The organism is Xanthomonas sp. 1678, assembly GCF_031455575.1.
Taxonomy (GTDB): Bacteria; Pseudomonadota; Gammaproteobacteria; order Xanthomonadales; family Xanthomonadaceae; genus Xanthomonas_A.
On record NZ_JAVDSZ010000009.1, the window covers coordinates 57,471 to 81,998 of the forward strand.

Here is a 24,528-nt window from a genome sequence, read left to right on the forward strand (position 1 = left end):
TCAGTCGCGACGAGCGGAGCCTCGATCCAACCGTGGCGCCGACCCCAGCAGCGTGAGCGCATCCACCATCGAAACCGCAAACGCCGAGCTATGTCGGCACCTTGCACCGATGCAAGCATCACGCTGCCGCTGTCTGCGCAGGCAGAAACCGCAGCGCACGACCCGCAGCGGCAGCGTTTCGCCCAGCCACTTACGGCGACACCGTCGACTCGCGGGTGACCCGCGCCAACGAATCGCGCGAGATCTCGGCGATCGAGCGGGCGCCGGTCAGCGTCATCGCCACCCGCATTTCCTTCTCGATCAGCGTCAGCAGGTTCTCCACTCCGGCCTGGCCGGCCGCGGCCAGCGCATAGACGAACGCGCGGCCGAGCAGCACCGCGTCGGCGCCGAGGGCCAGCATGCGCACCACGTCCAGCCCGCTGCGGATGCCGGAGTCGGCCAGGATCTTCAGCTCGCCCTTCACCGCATCGGCGATCGCCGGCAACGCGCGCGCGCTGGACAGCACGCCGTCGAGCTGGCGCCCGCCGTGGTTGGAGACGACGATGCCGTCGGCGCCGAAACGCACCGCATCGCGCGCGTCGTCCGGGTCGAGGATGCCCTTGATCACCATCGGCCCGGTCCAGAACTCGCGGATCCATTCCAAGTCCTTCCACGCGATCGACGGGTCGAAGTTCGCGCCGAGCCAGCCGATGTAGTCGGCCAGCCCGGTCGGGCTGCCGCGGTAGGTGGAGATGTTGCCCAGGTCGTGCGGGCGCCCCAGCAGGCCCACGTCCCAGGCCCAGCGCGGATGGGTGACGGCCTGCAGCATGCGCCGCAGCGGCGCGTTCGGCCCGCTCATGCCCGAGTGCGCGTCGCGGTAGCGCGCGCCGGGGGTGGGCATGTCCACGGTGAACACCAGCGTGGTCACGCCGGCCGCCTTGGCCCGCTCCAGCGCGTTGCGCATGAAGCCGCGGTCCTTGAGCACGTACAGCTGGAACCACATCGGCCGGTCGATCGCCGGCGCCACTTCCTCGATCGGGCATACCGACACCGTGGACAGGGTGAACGGCACGCCCCTGGCCGCCGCCGCGCGCGCGGCCTGCACCTCGCCGCGGCGCGCGTACATGCCGGTCAGGCCCACCGGGGCCAGGGCCAGCGGCAGCGCCAGGCGCTCGCCGAACAGCTCGGTCTCCAGATTCAGTTCGGCCATGTTGCGCAGGATCCGCTGGCGCAGCGCGATGTCGGCCAGATCGGCGACGTTGCGCCGCAGCGTGTGCTCGGCGTAGGCGCCGCCGTCGATGTAGTGGAACAGGAACGGCGGCAGCCGCGCCTGGGCGGCGGCGCGGTAGTCGGAAGCGGCGGAGATGATCATCGGCGCGGTCGTCAGGGAGAGGAGGGGAGGCGCGAGGCGCGCGCGCGGCGCGCTTCGTCCTCGTCGAGGCTGCGCAGGGCGGTATGGACGAAGGCCAGATGGGCGTGCGCCGCGTCGCGCGCGCGTTCCGGCTCGCCGGCCAGGATCGCGTCGTGCAGCGCGCGGTGCTGCGCCAGCAGCGGGGCGAAGGTGCGCGGCGACTGGAACAGCATGTGCCGGCTCTGCGAGATGTTGGTCTGCAGCAGGTCGAACAGGCCGCGCATCACCTGCAGCAGCACGCGGTTGTGCGCGGCCTCGGCGATGGCCAGGTGGAAGTCGGCGTCGGCGCGCGCCTCGGCGGCCGCATCGCCCTGCGCATGCGCCTGCAGCATCGCTTCGAACGCGGCGGCGATGCGCGCGCGGTCGGTATCGGTGGCGCGCAGCGCGGCGTGCCAGGCGGTGGCGCCTTCCAGCGCGTGGCGGGTCTCCAGCACGTCGAAGCGGTATTCCGGATCGCCCTGCAGTAGCGGCAGGAACGGCTGCAGCGGCGCCACCACGCGCTCCTCGGGCGTGTGCGGGCGCTGCACGTAGGTGCCGCCGCCAGCGCGGGCGCGCAGCAGCCCCTGGCCGGCGAGCTGGGCGATCGCCTCGCGCAACGCGGTGCGCGACACGCCCAGTTCCAGCGCCAGGGTGCGCTCGGCCGGCAGGCGCGCGTCCGGCTGCAGCCCGCGTTGGGCGATCAGCGCACGAAGCTGCGCGGCGACGCGATCGCTGAGGCGGCCGCTGCCGGGCGCCGACGCTTCGGGCGCAGGATCGCGCTGGCCACGGCGTGATGCTGGTTGGGGTGCAGCATCGGCCGTTGCAGGCGCCGGTGAATTGGTCATACCAATGGCTGCCGCGGAATATCGGAAGCCCAATTAGATCGCGTAGCGCTTTGCCGGGTCAATCGTGGCTGGCCTGACTATTGGTCATACCAATCGCGGCACAGCTCCATTACCGCGCCATTGTCGCGACCAGCACGACCAGCACGACCAGCAGCGCCAGCAGGACTAGTTCGACGCGGACCACGCGCTACGACGTTGCCGCCCGTCCGGCGCCGGCACGCATCCTGGCTGCCGGCGCGCTTGCCGGCGCCAGCGCGGCGCATCGGCCGCGTCTCACCAGACGAACGGCAGCAACCGCCAGCTGTGCGCGGCGTAGTCGGGGTACTCCTCGGGGAAGGCCTGGGTCAGCATCGCCTCTTCCACCTGGATGCGGCGCAGGAACGCCCAGGTCACCGGCAGCACGATCGCCAGCAGCGACAGCACGTCGCCCAGCCCGATCGCCAGCCCGTAGAACGACAGCAGCACGCCGGTGTAGGAAGGGTGGCGCAGGTAGCGGTACGGGCCGCGGCGGATCAGCCGGTGGCCTTCCTGGATGGTCACGTCCACGGTGAACCAGCGCGCCAGCACCCGGATCGCCCACAGCCGCAGCGCCAGCCCGGCCGCCAGCAACGCGCACCCGATCCAGCGCGCTGGTTCCTGCAGCGCCGGCGCATAGCGCCACAGGCCGAGGAAGGACAGCAGCACCGCCACCGCCAGCGCCGCGTACAGCACCCGCCACAGCATCTTCAGCGTGCCCTGGTCGCGCGCGCCGCCGTCGGCCGCGCGGCGGCGGCGGCTGAGCAGCACCTCGTACAGGCCCCAGCAGGCGCCCAGCAGCGCGAACAGCAGGTCGGGGTTTCGCAGGGTCAGGTGCATCGTCGTGTCCTCGTGGTGAGCGATGTGGTGTACGCCATGGCGGCGCAAGCCGGGTGAACCTTCGCCGTGCCCGTGTTCATGAGGGCCGTGGTGCAGGGCGGCGATGGCATGGCGCCAGTGTGGCGCCGCGGCCGTGGCCGTTCAGTGGCCGCCGGTCATCGATCCGACCTGCCGGAAGTCACTTTCTGCGTCCGCCCCATTGCCGCCGCCGTGCCGCGCGGTCAGCATCCGCGGCATGCACCGCTTCCTGCACGACCTGATCGAACCCAAGCGCCTGGCCGGGATAGCCACCGTGGCCACCGTGCTGTGGTCGTTCCATCTGCAGCCGCAGGCACCGCCTGCCTGGCGTTGGACCGTGGCGGGCGTGTTCGTGCTGCTGTTGCTCGGCTACCGCTACCTGCCCACGCCGCGCCTGCGCGATGTCGCGCTGTGGCTGCAGGCCGCCGCGGGGCTGGCCCTGGTGTGGCTGGAACCGGGCGTGGGCACCGCGCCGGTGCTGCTGGTGGTGGTGGTGACGCAGGTGGCCTTGCTGTGGGAGCCGCGCCGGGTGCTGGTGCTGGCGCTGCTGGTCAACCTGGGCACGTTCCTGCTGCTGTCCACCGCCGGGTTCAAGCGCGCCTTGCTGACCACCCTGATCTACGCCGGCTTCCACGCCTTCGCCGCGCTGTCCGCGCACTACGCGCGCACCACCGAGATCGCCCGCCAGGCGCTGGCCCGGGTCAACGCCGACCTGCTCGCCACCCGCGCGCTGCTGGCCGACAGCGCCCGCGACGCAGAACGCCTGCGCCTGGCCCGCGAGCTGCACGACGTGGCCGGGCACAAACTGACCGCGCTGCGGATCAACCTGCGCCTGCTGCTGGCCGATCCGGACCTGGCGCGGCGTGAGGAGCTCGGCGTGGTCGAGCGGCTGTCCGGCGAACTGCTGGCCGACATCCGCAACGTCGTGCAGTCGCTGCGCGACGACCGCGGACTGGACCTGGAGACGGCGTTGCGCGCGCTGGCCGCGCCGTTCCCGCGGCCGCAGCTGCGGTTGCAGATCGACCCCGAGGTGCGCGTCACCGATCCGCAACTGGCCGAAGCGCTGCTGCGGCTGGTGCAGGAAGCGCTGACCAACGCCGCGCGGCACGCCGATGCCGACGCGGTCCATGTACGTCTGCATCACCAGGATGGGCAATTGCGCGTGGACATCGAGGACGATGGCCGCCGCGCCGAGCGGATCCAGGAAGGCAACGGCATCGCCGGCATGCGCGAGCGCCTGGCCGCGCTGCGCGGCCGGCTCGACCTGGGCCACACGCCGCTGGGCGGCATGCTGCTGACCGCGCGGTTGCCGCTGTGAGCGGCTTGCGCATCGCCCTGGCTGACGACCAGATCCTGGTGCGCGCCGGCCTGCGCGCGCTGCTGCAGACCCAGGGCATCGCCGTGGCCTGCGAGGCCGACGACGGCGAAGCGCTGCTGGCCGCGCTGGTCACCACTGCGGTGGATGTGGTGCTCAGCGACATCCGCATGCCCGGCATGGACGGCATCCAGGCATTGCAGCGGCTGCGCGAGCGTGGCGACGCCACCCCGGTGCTGCTGCTGACCACCTTCGACGACGCCGACCTGCTGCTGCGCGCCACCGAAGCCGGCGCGCAGGGCTTCCTGCTCAAGGACGCCGCGCCCGAAGACCTGCGCGATGCGATCGTGCGCGTGGCCGCGGGCGAGACCCTGCTGCAGCCGGTCAGCACCGACCCGGTCCGCGCGCGCTACCGCTACCGCGACGAAGACGCGCCGCGCGACACTTTCAACGAACGCGAAGTGGCGATCCTGCGCCTGCTCGCCGGCGGCTACTCGAACAAGGAAATCGCGCGCAGCCTGTTCCTGGCCGAAGGCACGGTGAAGAACTACGTCTCCACGATCCTGGACAAGCTCGGCACCCGCGACCGCACCCGCGCGGTGCTCAAGGCGATCACGCTGCGGATCATCTGAGTGGCTGTTGGTGCCGGTCGCGGCTGAAGCCGCTCCTACAGTGGTGACAGAGGCCGCGGCGTACCCGTGGCAAGAGGCCGCGGCGTGCTCGCGGCACGCACGGCATCGTGTAGGAGCGGCTTCAGCCGCGACACAGACCAGACGAACGCAGCCAAGCCAGCACATCACGCGACACGCACCGCCAACGCCAGCCAGCCATGCTTCGTCGCACGCCCGCACCAGCATCGCCGGTGCATAACGCCTCCATACCCCGCCGTCTGCAGCACTCGGCCCTTCTGCATGCGCGCCGCAGACATTAAGATGCCGCGGGGCATCTTGCCGAGAGGACACCACGTTGATCATCCACCCGAAAGTTCGCGGTTTCATCTGCACCACCACGCATCCGCTCGGCTGCGAGCGCAACGTGCTCGAGCAGATCGAGGCCACGCGCGCGCGCGGCGTGCGCAGCGACGGGCCGAAGAAGGTGCTGGTGATCGGCGCCTCCAGCGGCTACGGCCTGGCCTCGCGCATCACCGCCGCGTTCGGCTTCGGCGCCGACACGCTCGGCGTGTTCTTCGAAAAGCCCGGCAGCGACAAGAAGGCCGGCACCGCCGGCTGGTACAACTCGGCCGCGTTCGACACCTTCGCCAAGGCGCAAGGCCTGTACAGCAAGTCGATCAACGGCGACGCGTTCTCCGACGAGGCGCGCGCGCAGGTGATCGACCTGATCAAGACCGAGATGGGCGGCCAGGTCGACCTGGTGGTGTATTCGCTGGCCTCGCCGGTGCGCAAGCTACCCGGCACCGGCGAAGTGAAGCGCTCGGCGCTCAAGCCGATCGGCCAGACCTACACCGCCACCGCGATCGACACCAACAAGGACGCGATCATCGAGGCCTCGATCGAGCCGGCCACCGAGCAGGAGATCGAAGACACCATCACCGTGATGGGCGGCCAGGACTGGGAACTGTGGATCGACGCGCTGGCCGCCGCCGGCGTGCTCGCGCCGGGCGCGCGTAGCGTGGCCTTCAGCTACATCGGCACCGAGATCACCTGGCCGATCTACTGGCACGGCGCGCTGGGCAAGGCCAAGGTGGACCTGGACCAGACCGCGCAGCGCCTGCACGCGCGCCTGCAGCAAAGCGGCGGCAGCGCCAACGTGGCGGTGCTCAAGTCGGTGGTGACCCAGGCCAGCGCGGCGATCCCGGTGATGCCGCTGTACATCTCCATGGTCTACAAGATCATGAAGGAAAAGGGCCTGCACGAAGGCACCATCGACCAGCTCGACCGCCTGTTCCGCGAGCGCATGTACCGCGAAGACGGCCAGGCGCCGGCCACCGACGAGCAGAACCGGCTGCGCCTGGACGACTGGGAACTGCGCGACGACGTGCAAGACGCCTGCAAGGCGCTGTGGCCGCAGGTCACCACCGAGAACCTGTTCCAGCTCACCGACTACGCCGGCTACAAGCACGAGTTCCTCAAGCTGTTCGGTTTCGAGCGCAAGGACGTGGACTACGACGCCGACGTCGATCCGGACGTGAAGTTCGACTGCATCGAACTGTAGGAACACTCGATTGATCGAGTTGTAGAAACAACGGGATTCGGAAGGTTGCAGGAACGCCGGGATTCGGAATTGGCGTTCGGAAGTGGAGATGCGGCCGGCGCCTGACGCCGGCCGTTTTTCGTTGGGCGTTTGTCGCGGCTGAAGCCGCTCCTACACAAAAAGCGCGCGCTGCTCCTGTAGGAGCGGCTTCAGCCGCGACAGGACAATGAAATCGCCGCGGCGCGAAACGCATGGACGTCCAGCCGACATCTGGAACCAGTCGCGCTCGATGGAATCCCGCGTCGCGACTGAAGTCGCTCCCACAAGAGGCTCCTGCAGCCGCGTGTACAGCCCGCCACCGTCCCTGTGGGAGCGACTTCAGTCGCGACGCGGTGGAAAAAAAGCAGCCACTGTCTCGGGAACCGCAATTTGGTTTTTCCCCTTCACCCCTGTCTACCTGTCGCGGCTGAAGCCGCTCCTACAGGGAAGCACGCACGCTTTTTTGTAGGAGCGGCTTCAGCCGCGACAGAAAAACGAACCGCCAGCAACGCCGGACCACATACAAAAACGCCGCAACCAACGCTCTTACGAATCCCCAATCCCAACTCCCCAATCCCGGCTCCTCACCGCTTCACATCGAACCGCGAAGCCCCCACGCACGCCTGCACATCCGCCTCGCCCAGCGGATGGAAATCGCCCGGCACCGAGTGCTTCAGGCAGCCCGCGGCCAGGCCGAAACGAATCGCGGCGGTATCGTCCCATCCCTGGCTCAGCCCGTGCAGCACGCCCGCGGCGAAGGCGTCGCCGCCGCCGATGCGGTCGACGATGCCGGTCAGTTCCTCGGCCGGGGCCTGCGCCACGCTGCCGTCGCGGCGCAGCAGCATCGCGCCCAGGCTGTGGTGGTCCACGCTGTGCGCCACGCGCTGGGTGCAGGCCATCGCCTGCAGGTGCGGGAACGCGGCGAAGGCGTCGCGCGCGCCGGCCTCCACCCGCGCCTGCGCGCTGTCCTGCGGGTACTGGTGGCCCAGCACTACGCCCAGGTCGCGGTAGTCGGCGAACAGCACGTCGGCCTGCGCCAGCAGCTGGCGCAGGATGCCCGGTGCATCGCCGTTCCAGGCCTCCCACAGCTTGGGCCGGTAGTTGCCGTCGAACGATACGCGCACGCCCAGTTCGCGTGCGGCGCGCGCCGCCGCCAGGGCCGCCGCCGCGCCGCGCTCGCCCAGCGCCGGGGTCACCCCGGACAGGTGCAGCCACTGCGCGCCGCGCAGCAACGCCGGCCAGTCGTAGGTGTCCGCCTCGGCCAGCGCGAACGCCGAGCCGGCGCGGTCGTAGGTGACTTCGCTGGGGCGGTGGCCGGCGCCGGTGGTCAGGAAGTACAGGCCCATGCGCCCGGGCACGAAGCGCACGCCGCGGGTGTCCACGCCGTGCCGGCGCAGTTCGCCGGCGGCCGCCTCGCCCAACGGGTTGTCCGGCAGCACGCTGACCATCGCCACGTCGTGGCCGAAATGCGCCAGCGACACGCCGACGTTGGCCTCGGCACCGCCGACGTGCACGTCCAGCCGCGGCGATTGCAGCAGGCGCTCGTGGCCGGGCGCGCCCAGGCGCAGCAGCAGTTCGCCGAAGCAGACGATGCGGGAGGCGGTCATGGCAGGATCCTTGGCGTCGGAAAGGCGCCAAGCATGCCGGGGAACGGCGGCCACGGCCAGATATCGTGACCAGCGGTGTCATTTTTCCTGGCGACAAATCCAGGCCGAGCCTTGCGGCGGCGCCATCCGCGCCGGGCCGCGGTCCGAAAGGCCTGCAAATCCAAGGCGTTTTCTGCTGCGCTGCAAGATGCCGCAATGTTTCGCAACTGTTAACGTCGGTTTTGACCAGCGGTGTCATCCGCGGCAAAACCGAATCCAACGCAGTTCATGGACCCTTGGGAGGGGAGACATGCAATCTCGTACCGAACGCCGGAAGACACCGGTTACCTTGCTCGCGCTTTCGATCGGCCTGGCCCTGCAGGCCGGCGTGCTGCAGGCGCAGGACGCCCCCGCGCAGGATGTCGCGCCTGCCACCGGGTCCACCGAACCGGCCACCGAGCTGGACACCATCACCGTCACCGGCTACCGCGCCAGTGTCGAGCGGGCGCTGGACCTCAAGCGCGGCGAGACCGGCATGGTCGACGCCATCGTGGCCGAGGACATCGCCGATTTCCCTGACCTCAACCTGGCCGAATCGCTGCAGCGCATCCCCGGCGTGGTCATCACCCGCGATGCCGGCGAAGGCCGCAGCATCTCGGTGCGCGGCCTGGGTCCGGACTTCACCCGGGTGCGGGTCAACGGCATGGAAGCGCTGACCACGGTCGGCGGTTCCGACCAGTCCGGCGGCTCCAACCGCAGCCGCGGCTTCGACTTCAACGTATTCGCCTCGGACCTGTTCACCCAGCTGGTGGTGCGCAAGACCGCCTCGGCCGACGTCGAGGAAGGCTCGCTCGGCGCCACCGTCGACCTGAAGACCGCGCGCCCGTTCGATTACGACGGCTTCACCCTGGCCGTCAACGGCCAGGCCGGCTACAACGACATGGCCGACAAGGCCGACCCGCGCGTGGCAGGGCTGATCGCCAACACCTGGGCCGACGGCACCTTCGGCGCGCTGCTGTCGGTGGCGTACTCGGAGCGGCAGATCCTGGAAGAAGGCAGCAACAGCGGGCGCTGGGCCAACGGCCCGAGCAACGGCAACTTCAGCGCCACCTCGCCGTTCGCCGCCGCGCGTGGCGCCAACGTGTTCCACCCGCGTTTCCCGCGCTACACGCTGATGGAGCACGAGCAGAAGCGCACCGGCGTGACCGGCTCGCTGCAGTGGAAGCCGAGCAAGGACACCGAGTTCTCGCTGGACGGCCTGTACTCCAAGATCGACGCCAAGCGCACCGAGAAGTACATCGAGGCGATCTCCTTCAGCCGCGGCGCCTCGCAGGGCGGCAAGCCGCAGACCATCGTGCGCGACGGCTATATCGACCCGAACACCGGTGCGCTGCTGTACGGGCAGTTCGACGACGTGGACATCCGCTCCGAGCAGCGCTACGACGAGTGGAATACCGTGTTCAAGCAGCTCACCCTCAACGGCGAGCACAGGTTCAGCGACGTCTTCAAGATCGACGGCCAGATCGGTACCTCCAGCTCCAAGCACGAGAACCCGATCCAGACCACGATCATCATGGACAAGCTCAACGTCGATGGTTACTCGTACGACTACCGCGGCAACAGCCGCTCGCCGGTGTTCAACTACGGTGTCGATCCCACCAACGGCAACGGCTGGACCCTGGCGGAAATCCGCCTGCGTCCGCAGTACGTGGAAAACACCTTCGACACCGGCAGCCTGAACTTCGAATGGACCCTGGGCCCGGGCTTCAGCCTGCGCGGCGGCGTGCTGGCCAAGGACTACACGTTCAAGACCAAGGAACTGCGCCGCGCCTCGGAAGTGTCGGTGCCGACCTTCGCCACCGGCACCCGCATCGTGCCGGTCAACATGACCGAACTGGCCAACCTCGGCGGCGTCAGCGGCAGCCCGGGCAGCTGGGTGGTGCCGGATCTGAACGCGGTGGCCGATGCGCTGGACATCTACAGCGGCACCGGCACCTTCGCCCTGGCCGAGCGCGCGGTGAACACGCGCAGCGTCGAGGAGAAGGACCGCGGCGCATGGTTGATGGGCCAGTTCGGGTTCGACATCGGTTCGATCCCGGTCAGCGGCAACCTCGGCGTGCGCTACGTCAAGACCAAGCAGGAATCCACCGGCTACGCCACGGTCGGTAGCGCGCTGGTGCAGACCACGGTCAACCGCGAGTACAGCGACACGCTGCCCTCGTTGAACCTGGTCGCCGAGATCTCGCCGGACTTCCTGGTGCGCTTCGGCGCGGCCAAGGTGATGTCGCGTCCCGGCCTGGGCAGCCTGACCCCGGGCGTCACCGTCAACGTCTCCGGCGGTGCGCGCACCGTCAGCGGCGGCAACCCGGACCTGGAGCCGATCCGCGCCAAGACCGCCGACCTGGGCTTCGAGTGGTACTTCCAGGACGGTGCGATGCTGGGCGCGGCGGTGTTCTACAAGGACATCGAGAGCTTCGTGCAGACCACCCGCGTGACCCAGCCGTACTCGGCCAGCGGCTTGCCCGCCAGCCTGCTCGACGGCACCGGCGCCGGCATCAACGACGACTTCGTGTTCTCCGTGCCGCTCAACACCCCCGGCGGCGACCTGAAGGGCGTCGAGCTCAACTACACCCAGCCCTTCAGCTTCCTGCCGGGCAAGTGGAGCAACTTCGGCGTGCAGTTGAACTACACCTACGTCGATTCGAAGATCCAGTACCTGACCGCGACCGGTGCGGCCTCGCTGGAAACCGACCTGACCGGCCTGTCGAAGAACTCGTACAACGGCACCCTGTTCTATCAGGGCGAGCAGCTGAGCGCGCGCGTGTCCTACACCCACCGCGACGACTACCTGACCCAGGTCCCGGCCACCGAAACCGGCTTCGACGTGCACGGCATGACCGCGGTCAACACGGTGGACGCCTCGATCAGCTGGAAGATCGACGACCACCTGGAGCTGAGCCTGGAAGGCATCAACCTGACCAACGAACCGTCCGACGAATGGGTCGGCTCGACCTCGCAGCTGCCGTTGCAGTACAGCGAGACCGGCCGCCAGTACCTGCTCGGCGTGCGCTACAAGTTCTGACGTCCGCGCCCGCCGGTGTCGCGCCCCGCGCGCGGCACCGGCAGTGCGCCGCTGCCTGCATACTCGCCGGGTCGGGGGTAGCGAGGATCGCCATGCGGCGGCACGCGCGCACGGCGATCGCAAAGGAGCGACATGAAAGAGGCAATCCGCCGCAGCGCCACGCGCGCTGCCGCAACCATGTTCCCCTGTAGGAGCGGCTTCAGCCGCGACAGGCACCCACCATCGCGCGACCGCGCCCCGCACGCGCGCTGCTCCGCACGGACAGGTCAAACATCCCCCACCACCGGCAATCGCATCCTGGCTTGTTGCCTGGCCATGCTGTCCTGCCTGGCACCCCCGGCCTTCGCCGCACCCGCACCCACCACCGCCCCCGACCTCCTGTTCCGCGTCTCCGCCGACCGAGGCTTCGACGCCGACATCGCCCAAGGCGACGCCAGACCCAACTTCCGCGACAAGGTCGCCCTGGTCCCCACCGGCGTCAAAGGCCAGGCGATCGAATGGGCCGACGACGGCGTCCTCGCCTGGAACGCGCCCGGCAACCTCTACACCCAACGCGGCACCCTCTCCTTTTTCTGGCGTTCGCGCTATCCGGTCGGCGAAGCGCCGTTCGTGATTTTCCGCGTCGGCTACGCCGACCACAGCAGCTGGGACATGGCCTGGCTGCGCATCGACTGGAACGGCCACGGCTTCGACGCCTTCGTCACCGACGCCAACCTGGCGCGCACCCGCGTGTCGTTCAAGCTCGACAAGAACCCCGCCGCCAGCGCCTGGACCCACCTCGCCTTCGCCTGGGACGAAACCCGCGGCGTGCGCCTGTACGTGGATGGCAAGGAAGCCGCGCGCGCCGAGTGCGCGCAGGCCTGCGCCGATGGCGGCGCGCTCGACTTCGACGCCGCGCTCGACCAGCTCGGCCTGGCCGGGCGGGTGATGGCCCCGCACCAGGTGCAGAGCCGCTACAACTTCCTGCGCGGCAGCGACTTCGACGAGATCCGCATCTACGACCGCATGCTCGACGCCGCCGGCGCCGCGGCCCTGGCGCGCCGGCAGGAACCGCGCAGCGCCGAACCGCCGCGCGCCGACGCCGCGCGCAACGCCTGGCTGCACCGCTACGGCTGGGACCACGGCCACGCGCCGCCTGCGCTGGACGCACCGTCCACCCGCATCCGCAAGGTCGAGTTCGCCGACGCCAAGGACCTCAAGCAGTGGATGTGGAAGGCCACCGACGGCATCGCCGAGACCACCTGGCCCGGCGTCTACAACCGCTCGCGCCTGCCCGGCCGCGACGACTACTTCCAGCTGCCTGACTGGAACACCTACGTCGAAGGCGGCAAGGCGCTGGACCTGGCGTTGCCGGACGAACCCTTCAACCGCATCGAACTGCGTGGCGCAGCCTACGGCCAGGCCAGCTACGCCGCCGCCGGCGCCACGCCCGCGCCGCTGTTCCAGCGCAGCCAAGGCACCGTGCGCAGCGTCGACCAGTTCGAACGCCGCCGCGGCGGCCACCTGCGTTTCACCAACACCGCGCAGGAAACCCCGATCCAGGAAATCTGGGCCTACGACGTCAGCGCCGGCGCGCCGCCGTCCGACGCCAGCGCCACGCTCAGCTACACCGTGCGCAGCGACATCGCGCCCGACTACGCCAACCTCGCCGCATTGCGCGCCACCATCGCCGGCCGCTACCCGCCGGGCGAACGCAGCACGGTTGTCGCCTTGCCGAGCAAGGCGCCAGCGCGCAAACGCGGCGCCGAGAAAGCCGCCACGCCCGCACTGCCGATCGTGCACGTGCTGATCCCCTCCAGCCTCGGCGACGCCCCGCCCGACCAACCGCTGATGCGCAGCTGGTCCTACGGCTGGGAGAACATGCACGACGGCCTGGACGGCATCGCCATCGACCTGCCGGCGCTGGACCTGCCGGCCACCCACGACGGCCTGATTCCGCTCAACATCCGCATCAAGGATCCGATCTGGCCGGCGCGCGACATGCTCGACGTGTCGGTGTCGGTCAAGCCCGGCCAGGCGCGCACGCTGTGGCTGGACCTGCGCGACCGTATCCTCGACGACCGTAGCCTGATGCTCAGCATCGCCTCCGCCGCGCCCGGTTTCGACGCGCGCGCGCTGGACGGCGCGCAACTGCGCCTGCTGTTCAAGCCGCGCGACCAGGCCAAGGCCGAACACGTCGCCGACCGCTTCAACCAGGTCAAGGACAACTGGGGCTTCCTGGTCGAGGAACACACCACCTCCAAGCGCCAATTGCTGTACGCGCGCCTGGACGCCGACATCGGCGACCTGCTGCGCGTGGACCCCGACAACGCGCTCGGCCGCGAATACTGGAACGACATCAGCTACGGCAACCAGGGCGCGTTGCCGGTGGAGCTGCCCCCCCCGCCCAAGAGCGTGCCGGCCTGGGCGTTCTGGCAGCTGGAAGACCTCAAGGCCACGCGCCGCTACATCCGCTGGTGGATCGACGAACGCCAGGTGAACTACGGAGATTTCGGCGGCGGCATCTCCGACGATTCCGACCTCACCCAGCAATGGCCGAGCCTCGCCCTGATGGGCGTGGACCCGGACAAGCTCAATGCCTCGCTGACCGCGCTGTCCGACGCCAACTACCGCAACGGCATGTTCACCGACGGCCTGTCCACCATCGAGACCGACGAACTGCATGCCTATGAGGAAGGCATCAACATCAACAGCGCCATGCTCTACCTCAACTGGGGCGACCCGCTGACGGTGGAACGCCTGATGCGCACGGTGAAGGCCTTCGACCGCATCATCCAGGTCAACCCGCAGGGCCACCTGCTGTTCGCCAGCAACTGGTTCGGCGGGCGCAAGGTCTACCGCGAGCCGAACTGGCAGTGGCAGAAACCCTACTCGTTCCCGGTGCTGCACCCGGCCATGCTGCTCGGCGGCTACAACGCCGACCCCAACAGCCGCCGCATCGTCACCGGCCTCGCCGACGGCTACCTTGCCCACGCCTACACCAATGCCAAGGGCCAATGGGCGCTGCCCAACGAGATCAACTGGAAAACGGGCAAGACCCGCGGCGGCGAACTGTTCGAAGGCAGCGGCGGCGCCGACACCCTGCACACCTTCTGGGCCGCCTACCGCTGGACCGGCGAGGCGCGCTACCTCAAGCCCATCGACTACCGCGTCGCCAACGCCGGCCCGGCCGGCCTGTCGTTGCTCAACGAGAATTTCATCGACCTGCTCGGCAAGCGCGACAGCTGGGGCGCCGACCTGGCCAAGGCCGCCGCCAAACCTGATGCCGTCCCCGACTTTGCCCACCACGCCGCCTGGGAGGCCAGCGGCGACACCGCCTGGCTGGAAGCCCTGTACCGCGCCGAGACCCGCGACAAACTGCAGACCTTCTACATGAACACCGAAGGCCACTGGTGGAGCGACCGCGTCGAATCGCCCACCGTGAACCTGCAGCGCGCCCGCCTGGGCGGCGTGGCGCTCAAGCGCAACCAGACCTACCCCGGCCACACCGTCAGCTGGCGCTTCGCCGACCCCGAAGGCGCCGTGCAGGTCGCCCTGCTGCTGCCCAAGCCGCGCCAGGACCGCTTCACCGTCATCGGCCACAACACCAGCGGCAAGCTGCAGCGGGCGCAGATGACCGGCTGGAACGTCGCCGCCGGACAATGGCGCATGCGTTCGGGCCTCGATCGCGATGGCGATGGGCGCATCGACGGCAAGCCCGCCACGCGCGAGTTCGCGTTCGAGAAGAGCGGGGCGGTGGACGTGGAGTTTCCCGCCGGCAAGACGGTGGTGATGGAGTTCGAACTCATCGCGCCTGCGGCGGTGCCGGTGGAGCAGCGGCCGGACCTGGGGATTGGGCGTGGCGACGTGCGCGTGAGTGCCGATGCCATCGAGGTCACCGTGCACAGTCTGGGTCATGCGGATGCGCCGGCTGGGTTCGTGGTGCTGGAAGACGCGCGTGGCCGGGAATTGGCGCGGGCGGCGTTTCCTGCGTTGGAGGCGCCGCGGGATTTGGAGCCGAAGACGGCGCAGATGCGGTTGGTTGTGCCGGTTGGGACCAGCGCCAAGGGAGGCCGGATTCGCATCGCCACCGACGGCAACGTGGCCGAACTGACGCAGCGCAATAATGCGCTGGAAGTACCCTGAGTTAATCGGGGCGTACGTCAACGACGCGCCTTGGCGTAGCGGGGTGCCTTCGCCTGGGAAGCGCTCCGGGCTGACGTCTGCATTTGTCTCCCCACGAAGTGTGACGGCGTGCTAGAACAAGAGTGTCTGTCGGGGGAGAACAGGCTTCCATCGGACCTGCCGGGGTAAAGCGGCGCGCAGCGTAAATCTGCTTAAGTCAGGAAGCGCCATATTCTCAGGGGGGGAATTGATGTTTACCAAAGTCTCGATCATCGCGGGGCTGACTGGGTTTGCCATGTGCTTGGCCGGCACATCCGCAGATGCGCGGGTGCGCGCATCCGGCTCACATCACACAATCAGTCATGGTGGTCACTACACGTCTGATGTATGGCGCCTTTAAAAGTGTGCTCTGCCCCCCGGGTCCCTGGGGCCGTCATACGTGTTGCCTCTTGTTTCTAAGACTTGAGCGATGCAAAGTTTCTAAATAAATAACGGGAGTTGTAATGACGAATTCATACGTAATTTGGAATAACAAGGGCGGCGTAGGTAAAAGTACTATTACTTTTAATTTAGCGTCTAGATACGCAGAATTAAACCCAGGAAAGAAAGTTCTAGTGATAGATATGTGCCCTCAAGCAAATGCTAGCATGATGCTTTTGGGAGGCGGAGCACGTGGCGAAGCTGCTGTGCACGCTCTCTGTACTAGCGCAGCGTCTCCTACTATCGTGGGCTATCTGACGAAAGCCCTTGGCGGTGGTCCGCTAGCGCCGTCGCCCAATCCGTTAGACTATATTGGGCAAGTAAGCAACACTAATCCTAGCTTGCCAGCTAATCTATACTTGGTATGTGGAGATCCGAACCTTGAACTAATAGCGGCGTGGATATCTAACCTTGCATCATCTCAGCAAGTTCTTCCAAACGTCCGCCCATGGGTATGGGTCCATGAGGTAATGCGGCGCTTCATCGATTTACTTAAAATGGAACTCCCTGGTGACTGGGTCGTTTTCATAGACACAAATCCAAGTTTTTCCAGTTACACAGAGCTGGCTATTTGTGCCGTCGACAGGTTGCTACTCCCGGTAAACGCCGATGACTCATCTCGGACTGCGATAGGTGCGATGCATTCTTTGCTGTACGGGCAAAATCCTCCGCACCCAATATATGGTGCATGGACTTTCGCACATAATGCGGTTATTTTTAATGTGCAAGTTCCAAAGATTCACTTAGTAATAGGAAATCGTCTAACGCAAAATCTTGGTGCTGCAGCCGCGTTCGCTGCGCTTTCTCAAGCAAGTGTCGAGTCTCTGTATAGCCTATTTGTAGTAAATCCAACAAGATTTACTAGCAGGGTAGCGTCACCGGCAAGTGAGGCTGATTTTGTTGGGAAATACTCAGTACTTCTTCGTGACTTTAACACGGCTGGGGTAGTTGCTGCTCATGAGGGTATTCCGGTTTCGTCTTTGCAGAGCGGAAATCATGTTGTGCATGGACGCGGTGTGCGTGTCGACAATGATAGAATCACAGATTGTAGAATAGCGCTAGATACTCTCGTCAGATCAGTATAAAACAGGGGTTAGAGTGCATTTTCCTAAGAAAGTACGCTCTGACTGGTTCTCGCTATCAGGGGGCATCGAACATTAGGTGCTACGGGGGATTCATGGCGAACTATTGGGTAGTTGGCGCTAGCTGGGGAGGTTCTGATCATCAAGATCAGCGCTTCGTCAAAGAGGGCATCTGGATGCTTGGCTGGGAAGACGGGCATCAGCCTGCGCGTGCAGCAGAGATAAAGCCAGGCGACCGTATTGCTATTAAAAGGATGAAAGGTAAGGCCCAGATAGGCATTCGTATCATGCACTTGGGAATTGTGCGTGGCGTTATCCTCGACACAAACCGGGTTCTCTGTACCGTCGACTGGGTAGCTACCGACCTGAATCGCGACGTGGCTGAGAGCCGTGGAGCATTCCAATCGATTCATGGCCCGTATCAACATGACGCTTGGGTGCAAGAGGTCTTCTGCCTGTGAGTGAGTAAATGGGGCCAGGGTACACTTTATCTGTGATTGGCGCTTTAGAAAGCGCACTCCGACCCCAGTTATGTGGACCCCAGTTATGTGGTAATAATTCATTCAATCCCACGCCGCTTTCGCGGCGCTGCTTAACTTAGGCGTTAGGTCTCTTAGGGAGAGGCGTATGCAAGTTTGCGGTATCGAGATTAAAGGAAGTGAAGCGATTATTGCAATTGCAGACCTGCAAGATGGTCGTTTTGTACACGTTCCCGCTGAGACTAAGCGTATAGCTTTGGCTGATGACGAAGATGCTACAAACGTACGGTCATTCGCGGACCTCCTCGCTGGATTCATGCGGGATAGTAATATATCCCGCATTGCAGTTAAAAAACGTGGAAAGAAGGGGGATTTTGCTGGAGGGGCCACCACCTTCAAGATTGAAGGGGTGCTTCAAATGCTAAAGGACTGCCAAGTTGAGTTGATTTCTGCGCAGACCATTTCAGCGCAGGACCGTAGGCACTCGTTTCCGGCACCGAACTCGCTAAACAAATACCAGCTTGAGGCATTCCGAACTGCTTGTGCGGCTTTGGCCAGGACTCAGGGATGACGACACTTTACATTGACGGATCTAGTGCACCTGAAGAGATCAAACGATCACTGCGTGACCTCTCCAGGAGCATTCAGTTTCATCGCGAAGACTCTAAAGCAGCCAACGGCTATGTCTTTTTTGGGACTAATCGAGTAACTGGCACGCAGGTCACTCTCAAGTACTACTACTGGGGCGGCAAGACGCAGTACCACGCGGAGCCGCGGCAGCTGGCTAAGCTCGATGCTGAAAATGTTCTAAAAATTCTAGATGCAGGGCTGATTGACGCAACTTGGGCATACTTCATTACTCCTACTTGCGCTGGGGGAGATCTCGACTCAGCACTGGAGTCCCATCCTGTCGGCCTGCGCGCAGCGCTGGACTACGTTCATCAAATTCTTTGCGGCCTAAGCCATCTCCATGCGTCTAGATATCTCCATAGAGACATAAAGCCCGCAAACTTATATTTGACCGACGCCGATAAGGTGGTGATAGGCGACTTCGGATCAGTAAAACTTCTTCCGGAAGCGCAGTCTGCGATTCCCGCATCGAGCCATTCGCTGATCTATCGTCCTCCCGAGACAATAGTTACCAATACCTACGGTGTTACGGGCGATATTTATCAATGCGGTTTAGTTCTCTATCAGCTTCTTGGAGGTTCGCTGCCATACGATGGACCAGCGTGGCTTAATAAGCGAGAGCAGGTACAGCTGAGTGCAGTGGAAACTCAGGCTGACAAAGACGCTTTCTTAGATTGCTGCATCAAGGCAAAGATCACAGCGGGCCGCGCAGTAGATCTATCAACCCTTCCGCCATGGGTGCCTAATGCGGTCCGACGAATTGTTAGCAAAGCGTGTCACCGTGACCCTCAACAGCGCTATCAGGCTGGGTCCACATTCATGGCGAAGCTGCATGAGGTACGAACCAAGACACTAGATTGGCGAGTCATCGATGGCGTTCCAACTTGCCACGGCAATCCAAGCTATCGAATTCGAGAACTAAACGGGCATTATTCTGTTCAAAAGAATGCAGGAAACGGTTGGCGCAATGACAGAACAGCCATTGGTGGTTCGCTTGCTGAATTGGTCGCAGCAGTCGCAAGCAAAGCCTAACTATTAATTCAAGCAGCTAAAGGGGTGCAGCAGCTACAGCAGCTAAAGGGGTCAGAGTACACTTTTCCTGTGACCGGCACTCTAGAAAGTGCAATCTCTGACCCATTTTCGGCGCGCAGAAGCTGCGGCCTAAAAATTCATCAGGCCGACGCCTTCGGTGCGGCTTAACTCAGGCGTTAGACATATGAAAAAGCGGTCGCTACCACCACTCGTCGGCGGCTTCGCAGACGGCAAAGTGACTTGGCAACGCCTTGAGGCCATTGACTATGAAACTCTAGGCTACTTACTTAGTTGTCACCTCATCATTGAGCACTATTTAGATCATTTCATTGCAACTTACACAAAAGCTCCTTTTTCATGGGAAAGTGCGAAGCTCACGTTCGGGCAGAAAATTTCGCTAATTTCCAAGGTCCCATTTCCGGAACCTTATAACCTTCCGCCTACCATAAAGCACTTGAACTCTCTCCGGAACAAGTTCAGTCATAACATTTCCACACGCTTGACGGAAGAAGACCTTCTTCCATTCCAGCAGTTTCTAGAGAAGTGCAGCAAAGGACAACGAGCGGATATTCCCAATGATGCCCGCGAAATGCTGGATTTTTACACCACGATTGTCTGCGCATACTTTGCCAGCTCAATTTCACATGCAGCCCAGTTTCTTCAACCAAAAGCAGAATAGGCTAAGCAGCGCCTTTGCCACCAACGCCTAACTGTTTTTTAGCAGGACGTCTACCAGCTACGTTGGTAACAGCCTGTTAGCTGGAATTATCTTTTATGAGGTAAGCACCTGCCTAGCATTCACACATTGAACGCGCGTGGTCACATCATGCTTGAGGTGATACGAAGCCACTTCAAATTGTCTCCGAAGCAGATGCGTCAGGAGATTGTAGTGCTACACGCAAAGACTGTAGAAGTTCTCCGTCAGAAGGGCATTGACTACGGCTCTTTGCGATCCGGACTAGCACCGGTTTTGAATCGCCATGAAGCTGCCTTCATCTTCGATTCTTCCGCGATCAAGTCGTCTTGGTATGCGCGTGAAGTGTTTGCCAAGCTCTTGCCTCTATTAGAGCCGGCGAGCACCCAAAGTCTGCTATGCGGCGACCTCCTGGGAAATGACCAAGACTTCATCTTGAAAGTTCTCCGAGAGTCCCTGGTTCTGTCGCGCCCGTTGAAATTCCGGCATGGAACCCTGCTATTTGCCGTGTACCTCAATAACCTCTCGGAAGGGACATTGATCCGGATGCATTCCATGTTATCGACGTACCCTGCATACGTCGGTTATATCCCGACTACATTCGGAACGCGGGCCAAGACCTATCTCAGTACATGCCTTACGAACGTAGGCCTAAAGGTCAAGAAGCAGATTGTGCTCGGACACGAGGATGATCGCCCGAACCACGAAGATGTGAATTTGCCGGGACTTCCCTTTGAAGAGGCGGGCTATCGAGTCCTCAGCCTACAAGAATCACTAGAGGGAGTCTTTCTTTCCTTCAAGATCGAGCGCCCTGTCTTCTCGGGCTTCGAAGCAGACCTGGAAATGTCCTTGAACGCCATATCCGAGGACATTCTCTCGCTTGGGGAGTGCGAGGTCTATATCGAGCCTGCCAAGTACGGATACCTGCTGACCGAAAAGGCTGGAAAACTGCAGAAGGCGAGACTCGCGGATTTTAGCCGCGACGAACTACAGGCTGTCATTCATCAGAAGCTAGATGCGAATTACATCTACAACATGCAATTCTTGGAAGAGCATAACGTGATGAAGTTCAGTATGATAATCGAGATCGAGCGTGAGGACGGCTATCCCACAAGACTCGCAGCTGCCTTTGAATACCTACCGAAAGATCGGAGAATACGACTCATCACGCTGCATTAGGAAAGATGAGAACAGAGGTCAGGCTCACCTAAATGTAAATTACAGCCCTAATTTTGATCAAATAAAGGGCGCGGAGGAAATAAATTCTCCCCTGACTCCGATTTTCCACAATGGAGGCCAACATGCACGCTGCAATCGTCGTTTTCATAACACTAATCACCTTGCTCGCTCCAGTATTGGCACTCGCGCATCCGGGTGGTCTGAACGCCGAGGGCTGCCACAACAACCGCAAGACCGGCGATTACCACTGCCACCGAGGTGGCGCTTCTGGCTCTCGCAGCTCTACTGTCCCTCGGCAGAGCTTCTCTGCCCCGGCCCGGACCAATAGCAATTCTCGGCAGTTTGTCAATTGCACCGAAGCTCGGGCCGCGGGTGCCGCACCCGTCCGCCGTGGCGATCCAGGGTACGCTCCGAAGCTGGACCGCGATAACGATGGTGTTGGGTGTGAGTGATATCCAGAGGCTTGAGCACAACAATCCGTCCAAGCTGAGGTCGCTTCGCTGTGTGGCTTATTTGTATGTCTGGTAACAGACAAAAAGAGGTCTGCGATAACAGGATCAAGTTCACGTTTAATTCTGCGATTTCGCCACGTCAATCAGTTGACATTCGAAACAAGCAGTAGCAATCTGTTCCTCAAGGAGCGTAGAAACTCCTCAGACAGCGGTACCCACCTCCGACAAGCCGGTGGGTTTTTTGTGCCCGATCTTCAGGTGCAACCGACGCGATGCCTACGTCGGGAGGGCGGCTAATACAACACCCTTCGGGGAAATACGCCCGCCGTCTGTCTGCGGTTTCTAACCTCCCGACATCCCGTCGCCGGTCGGCGGCGGCTTTCTGGCCGTCAAGGAGGGCTTCGCCATGCATCCACCGTCATCCCGTCCCGCCCCTGCGCGCAAGCGTGCCACGCGGAAAGCAACCTGCTGCCCGAACTGGACCATCGTCGAGTCCGAGCTCATCCCCATGCTGACGCCCGAACAGATCGCCGCGGCCGACGCCGCCGATCTCGCCCGCCAGCAACGCGCCCCGCGCCGCACGCGCCCACCGCAACACTGCACCGTCGGCTGCGGCCATGCCGCCAACGGCAAGCGCATGCCCGCGGTGCGCCTGGCCGGCCGCTGGATGGAGGAACTGGGCTTCGCCATCGGCAAGAAGCTGCACGTGCGCGTACGTGACGGCGAGCTGGTGGTGAGCCTGACCAAAGAGGACTGAATCGGCCACCGAATATCGGCCGCGACCCATGTGTGCGGGCAGCAGCGCTCGCCGTCCTCCGCTAGAGATCATGGTGTGTGCGCACCTTCGGGAGTTAAAAAAAGGGTCAGAGTGACAAATGGGGTCAGAGTGCAATTTTTACTAGAAGCGCGCTCTGACCCCGGTTCCTGCCATGCGCCTTGCGACCGGTCATGAGGCAAACCTGGGGCATTTCGATAATTGACGGCCGGCGGAGTCTCGGCGAGGATCGTGCCATGCCGCGCTTGCACGGCCAATAGAAGGTCGGACGCCTCACGGGGGACGCATTCATGGACGTACGCACCGTTTGGGAGATCATCTCCTACGCTTGGACCGAGATCGGAATCGACGAGACGGAGTGCCAGGCGCTGGTGCAAAAGGGCGGTATCAGCATGGGTGACCTGGACGAGGTCGACCGGCTGTTCTATAGGGACATCTGCGCTTCCTTCGCGGTGGACGCCTTTCTTGTCTTTCCATTGATGCTGTGGATGCTGATGCCAGACTGGGGCTACAGCGATAAGTACCTGCGAAACCGCATCGCCCGCTGGTATGGCCGCCCATACTGGGTTCATTTCCTCAACCCCCTGCGGGTGCTGGGCTATCCCGTGGCACTGTGCTTCGCCTGGAGCTACCGCGCGAAGATTCATCGTGCAGTGCACGCAACGTCAGTGGTTTGACGAAAAGGGGGGACAGAATGCAATTCTGTCCATGTTCGGCACCTTAGAGGTGCACCCTGACCCAGTTCTTCGGACCCCAGTTCTTCGGGAACAGACACCAGACTGGCAAAGATGACGAAGCCAGAGACTTGAACTGATTGACGGCGGTTAACGACGCGGCGAGGATCGTGCTACGCCGAGTTTAGGCGGCCCAATAGTAGTGAATACGCACAGGACCTGATCACCATGCGTGTATACCTCGACGATGAGCGCTCTGCCCCAGAAGGGTGGGTTCGCGTCTATTGGCCCGATGAAGCCATTGCGCTCCTAGAGTCCGGCCAGGTCGACGAGCTCAGCCTGGACCACGATCTCGGCGATGACTTGCGTGGTACCGGATACGACGTAGTGGTATGGATTGAGGAAGCGGTGGCTTTGAGGGGGTTCCGTCCGCCAAAGATCTCGGTGCACTCGGCCAATTCGTCGGCCCGGCAGAAGATGGAGTCTGGCATCCGGTCCATCGTGCGGCTCGCGGCTGCGGCTGCTCGAGGCTAGCCCAGGCACGCGAGGCATCAGTCGGCGCCGTACGCTCGATGAGCTGATTGAGAGCCGCGGGCTACAGGTGCATCGCTATCGACGTCAATCGAGCGTGAGCCGCTTCGCGGCGGACCAAACATGCAAAAGAAGCAGGTCTGAGCCGTGCTCCAGGATGGTGACGCAACGCCAAAAAAAGCCCGACGGATTGAAACAATTGACGGCGACCAACGACTCGGTGAGGATCTTGGCGTGCCGCGTTCAAGCGGTCCCATGCAGTTAGGCGGCAAACCATGCGTTCTCGCACGCTTCCCTGGCCAGACGTTGTTTCATTCTATTGTTCGCTTGTCCATGAGCGCGCCTGGCATATTGAGCCGATGCTGGAGCTTGTCCAGTTTATGGCCGGCTCACCTTATGCGACTGCACTGTTTCCGTACACATCGCACGAAAAACTCTGCCTTGGCCGCACCGCAGATTTCACCTCTGGTGATGGTGAGTTGCAGATCCAGTTCTACCCAGCAACGCAGTCCTTCACCTTCACCTACTGCCAGAGTCCAGCGGACTTCTCATCATGGTCCCGGGAATGCTCCGCCGACGAGTGGCAGCCGACCTTGGAAAGGATCCTGCAAAAACGGCTCAGGTGGTTCCATGGCACCATTGCCGCCTGACAGTCGACAGCTGAAGAAACCGGGTCAGGTTCACTTTAGAAGCCAGCTTGGCCGTTCCCCGGAAGCCAGCTGGACCCGTTGCTCCGGACATCTAGCCATCATTCAAACCAACGTCGCTTCGCTGAAATTCAATTTAAGGCTCAAGCAGCCATGTTGTGTATTAGGGCAACTCTTACCGCGGGGTCTACGCACGAGAAATTCCATGCGGGGGAGCATGTAGGATCTATCTTGTTTGCGGCGGCGATGTCCCTTGAGCAGGCAGAAGACATGCTCGCGCCCGTGCTGGCGGCTCAAGGTTGGGCAGCCATGGCCACCGAGCGGTATAAGGAAGTTCAAGCGATCGACGCGGTGAACGACCCCTTGCTGTGCGAAGCATTCCGCGATGCCGAAGCATCAGGGATCGGCTATGTCATATTTCCCGAGAGGCCCAGCAGCACCTTGGGTTGATTGACGGTGGTCTACGACTAGGCGACGATGGCGCCAGCCGCGCTTACGCGGTCCGATAG

Annotated in this window: 21 protein-coding genes; 17 read left to right on the top strand and 4 right to left on the bottom strand. The window is 63.5% G+C overall.

The window, feature by feature from the left end; all coding sequences use genetic code 11:
* Positions 1-190 precede the first annotated feature (190 nt).
* The 3 genes from lldD to J2Y70_RS16075 form a co-directional block, all read right to left on the bottom strand.
* Positions 191-1,351: an FMN-dependent L-lactate dehydrogenase LldD gene (gene lldD, locus J2Y70_RS16065; protein WP_309919656.1), complete on the bottom strand. Its 1,161-nt coding sequence runs from the start codon at positions 1,349-1,351 to the stop codon at positions 191-193.
* A gap of 11 nt (positions 1,352-1,362) precedes the next feature.
* Entirely contained in the window at positions 1,363-2,214 is an 852-nt protein-coding gene (gene lldR / locus J2Y70_RS16070) for a transcriptional regulator LldR (RefSeq protein WP_309919658.1), read from the bottom strand.
* A gap of 273 nt (positions 2,215-2,487) precedes the next feature.
* A complete protein-coding gene (locus J2Y70_RS16075) occupies positions 2,488-3,069 on the bottom strand; it encodes an isoprenylcysteine carboxylmethyltransferase family protein (protein WP_309919661.1) in 582 nt (193 codons plus the stop codon).
* Between the two features lie 235 nt (positions 3,070-3,304).
* Between J2Y70_RS16075 and J2Y70_RS16080 the strand changes: the two genes are divergently transcribed.
* The 3 genes from J2Y70_RS16080 to fabV all read left to right on the top strand — a co-directional run bounded on the left by J2Y70_RS16080 (position 3,305) and on the right by fabV (position 6,574).
* Entirely contained in the window at positions 3,305-4,405 is a 1,101-nt protein-coding gene (locus J2Y70_RS16080; protein ID WP_309919664.1) for a sensor histidine kinase, read from the top strand.
* Positions 4,402-5,034, top strand: a complete 633-nt coding sequence (locus tag J2Y70_RS16085) for a response regulator transcription factor (protein WP_309919667.1) — start codon at positions 4,402-4,404, stop codon at positions 5,032-5,034. The genes J2Y70_RS16080 and J2Y70_RS16085 overlap by 4 nt, the downstream gene beginning before the upstream one ends.
* Before the next feature lie 334 nt (positions 5,035-5,368).
* Positions 5,369-6,574 carry an enoyl-ACP reductase FabV gene (gene fabV, locus J2Y70_RS16090; protein WP_309919670.1) on the top strand — a complete coding sequence of 402 codons (1,206 nt, stop codon included), beginning with the start codon at positions 5,369-5,371 and terminating at the stop codon, positions 6,572-6,574.
* Between the two features lie 602 nt (positions 6,575-7,176).
* On the opposite strand, the gene J2Y70_RS16095 is transcribed toward fabV, so the two are convergent.
* Positions 7,177-8,199, bottom strand: a complete 1,023-nt coding sequence (locus J2Y70_RS16095; RefSeq protein ID WP_309919671.1) for a sugar kinase — start codon at positions 8,197-8,199, stop codon at positions 7,177-7,179.
* 289 nt (positions 8,200-8,488) lie between these two features.
* Between J2Y70_RS16095 and J2Y70_RS16100 the strand changes: the two genes are divergently transcribed.
* The 14 genes from J2Y70_RS16100 to J2Y70_RS16160 all read left to right on the top strand — a co-directional run bounded on the left by J2Y70_RS16100 (position 8,489) and on the right by J2Y70_RS16160 (position 24,469).
* Positions 8,489-11,260, top strand: a complete 2,772-nt coding sequence (locus tag J2Y70_RS16100) for a TonB-dependent receptor (RefSeq protein WP_309919674.1) — start codon at positions 8,489-8,491, stop codon at positions 11,258-11,260.
* Between the two features lie 315 nt (positions 11,261-11,575).
* The gene (locus J2Y70_RS16105; protein WP_309919675.1) at positions 11,576-15,385 is read left to right on the top strand and encodes a LamG-like jellyroll fold domain-containing protein; all 3,810 of its coding nucleotides are present in this window, start codon (positions 11,576-11,578) and stop codon (positions 15,383-15,385) included.
* Positions 15,386-15,867: 482 nt separating this feature from the next.
* Entirely contained in the window at positions 15,868-16,929 is a 1,062-nt protein-coding gene (locus tag J2Y70_RS22265) for a ParA family protein (protein ID WP_369011101.1), read from the top strand.
* 92 nt (positions 16,930-17,021) lie between these two features.
* A complete protein-coding gene (locus J2Y70_RS16110; RefSeq protein WP_309919678.1) occupies positions 17,022-17,387 on the top strand; it encodes a hypothetical protein in 366 nt (121 codons plus the stop codon).
* Positions 17,388-17,553: 166 nt separating this feature from the next.
* Positions 17,554-17,976, top strand: coding sequence for a DUF3010 family protein (locus J2Y70_RS16115; protein ID WP_309919681.1), 423 nt, complete (start codon positions 17,554-17,556; stop codon positions 17,974-17,976).
* Positions 17,973-19,067 (top strand): protein kinase, encoded by a 1,095-nt coding sequence (locus tag J2Y70_RS16120; protein ID WP_309919684.1) that lies wholly within the window; start codon positions 17,973-17,975, stop codon positions 19,065-19,067. Before J2Y70_RS16115 ends, J2Y70_RS16120 begins: the two co-directional genes overlap by 4 nt.
* Positions 19,068-19,251: 184 nt before the next feature.
* Positions 19,252-19,746: a hypothetical protein gene (locus J2Y70_RS16125; protein WP_309919686.1), complete on the top strand. Its 495-nt coding sequence runs from the start codon at positions 19,252-19,254 to the stop codon at positions 19,744-19,746.
* Positions 19,747-19,872: 126 nt separating this feature from the next.
* Positions 19,873-20,940 carry a hypothetical protein gene (locus J2Y70_RS16130; protein ID WP_309919689.1) on the top strand — a complete coding sequence of 356 codons (1,068 nt, stop codon included), beginning with the start codon at positions 19,873-19,875 and terminating at the stop codon, positions 20,938-20,940.
* A 122-nt stretch (positions 20,941-21,062) separates the two neighbouring features.
* Entirely contained in the window at positions 21,063-21,392 is a 330-nt protein-coding gene (locus J2Y70_RS16135) for an excalibur calcium-binding domain-containing protein (protein ID WP_309919692.1), read from the top strand.
* A gap of 508 nt (positions 21,393-21,900) precedes the next feature.
* A complete protein-coding gene (locus tag J2Y70_RS16140; protein ID WP_309919694.1) occupies positions 21,901-22,149 on the top strand; it encodes a SymE family type I addiction module toxin in 249 nt (82 codons plus the stop codon).
* A gap of 308 nt (positions 22,150-22,457) precedes the next feature.
* Positions 22,458-22,844, top strand: a complete 387-nt coding sequence (locus J2Y70_RS16145) for a hypothetical protein (protein WP_309919697.1) — start codon at positions 22,458-22,460, stop codon at positions 22,842-22,844.
* 225 nt (positions 22,845-23,069) lie between these two features.
* A complete protein-coding gene (locus J2Y70_RS16150) occupies positions 23,070-23,375 on the top strand; it encodes a cyclic-phosphate processing receiver domain-containing protein (RefSeq protein ID WP_309919699.1) in 306 nt (101 codons plus the stop codon).
* Positions 23,376-23,647: 272 nt separating this feature from the next.
* Entirely contained in the window at positions 23,648-24,022 is a 375-nt protein-coding gene (locus J2Y70_RS16155) for a hypothetical protein (RefSeq protein ID WP_309919702.1), read from the top strand.
* A 228-nt stretch (positions 24,023-24,250) separates the two neighbouring features.
* Positions 24,251-24,469 carry a hypothetical protein gene (locus tag J2Y70_RS16160; RefSeq protein WP_309919705.1) on the top strand — a complete coding sequence of 73 codons (219 nt, stop codon included), beginning with the start codon at positions 24,251-24,253 and terminating at the stop codon, positions 24,467-24,469.
* Positions 24,470-24,528 lie beyond the last annotated feature (59 nt).

Coding starts and splice junctions, on each gene's coding strand:
- lldD (WP_309919656.1), bottom strand. CDS start 1,351: ATGATCATCTCCGCCGCTTCCGACTACCGCGCCGCCGCCCAGGCGCGG.
- lldR (WP_309919658.1), bottom strand. CDS start 2,214: ATGACCAATTCACCGGCGCCTGCAACGGCCGATGCTGCACCCCAACCA.
- J2Y70_RS16075 (WP_309919661.1), bottom strand. CDS start 3,069: ATGCACCTGACCCTGCGAAACCCCGACCTGCTGTTCGCGCTGCTGGGC.
- J2Y70_RS16080 (WP_309919664.1), top strand. CDS start 3,305: ATGCACCGCTTCCTGCACGACCTGATCGAACCCAAGCGCCTGGCCGGG.
- J2Y70_RS16095 (WP_309919671.1), bottom strand. CDS start 8,199: ATGACCGCCTCCCGCATCGTCTGCTTCGGCGAACTGCTGCTGCGCCTG.
- J2Y70_RS16100 (WP_309919674.1), top strand. CDS start 8,489: ATGCAATCTCGTACCGAACGCCGGAAGACACCGGTTACCTTGCTCGCG.
- J2Y70_RS16105 (WP_309919675.1), top strand. CDS start 11,576: ATGCTGTCCTGCCTGGCACCCCCGGCCTTCGCCGCACCCGCACCCACC.
- J2Y70_RS22265 (WP_369011101.1), top strand. CDS start 15,868: ATGACGAATTCATACGTAATTTGGAATAACAAGGGCGGCGTAGGTAAA.
- J2Y70_RS16110 (WP_309919678.1), top strand. CDS start 17,022: ATGGCGAACTATTGGGTAGTTGGCGCTAGCTGGGGAGGTTCTGATCAT.
- J2Y70_RS16115 (WP_309919681.1), top strand. CDS start 17,554: ATGCAAGTTTGCGGTATCGAGATTAAAGGAAGTGAAGCGATTATTGCA.
- J2Y70_RS16120 (WP_309919684.1), top strand. CDS start 17,973: ATGACGACACTTTACATTGACGGATCTAGTGCACCTGAAGAGATCAAA.
- J2Y70_RS16125 (WP_309919686.1), top strand. CDS start 19,252: ATGAAAAAGCGGTCGCTACCACCACTCGTCGGCGGCTTCGCAGACGGC.
- J2Y70_RS16135 (WP_309919692.1), top strand. CDS start 21,063: ATGCACGCTGCAATCGTCGTTTTCATAACACTAATCACCTTGCTCGCT.
- J2Y70_RS16140 (WP_309919694.1), top strand. CDS start 21,901: ATGCTGACGCCCGAACAGATCGCCGCGGCCGACGCCGCCGATCTCGCC.
- J2Y70_RS16145 (WP_309919697.1), top strand. CDS start 22,458: ATGGACGTACGCACCGTTTGGGAGATCATCTCCTACGCTTGGACCGAG.
- J2Y70_RS16150 (WP_309919699.1), top strand. CDS start 23,070: ATGCGTGTATACCTCGACGATGAGCGCTCTGCCCCAGAAGGGTGGGTT.
- J2Y70_RS16155 (WP_309919702.1), top strand. CDS start 23,648: ATGCGTTCTCGCACGCTTCCCTGGCCAGACGTTGTTTCATTCTATTGT.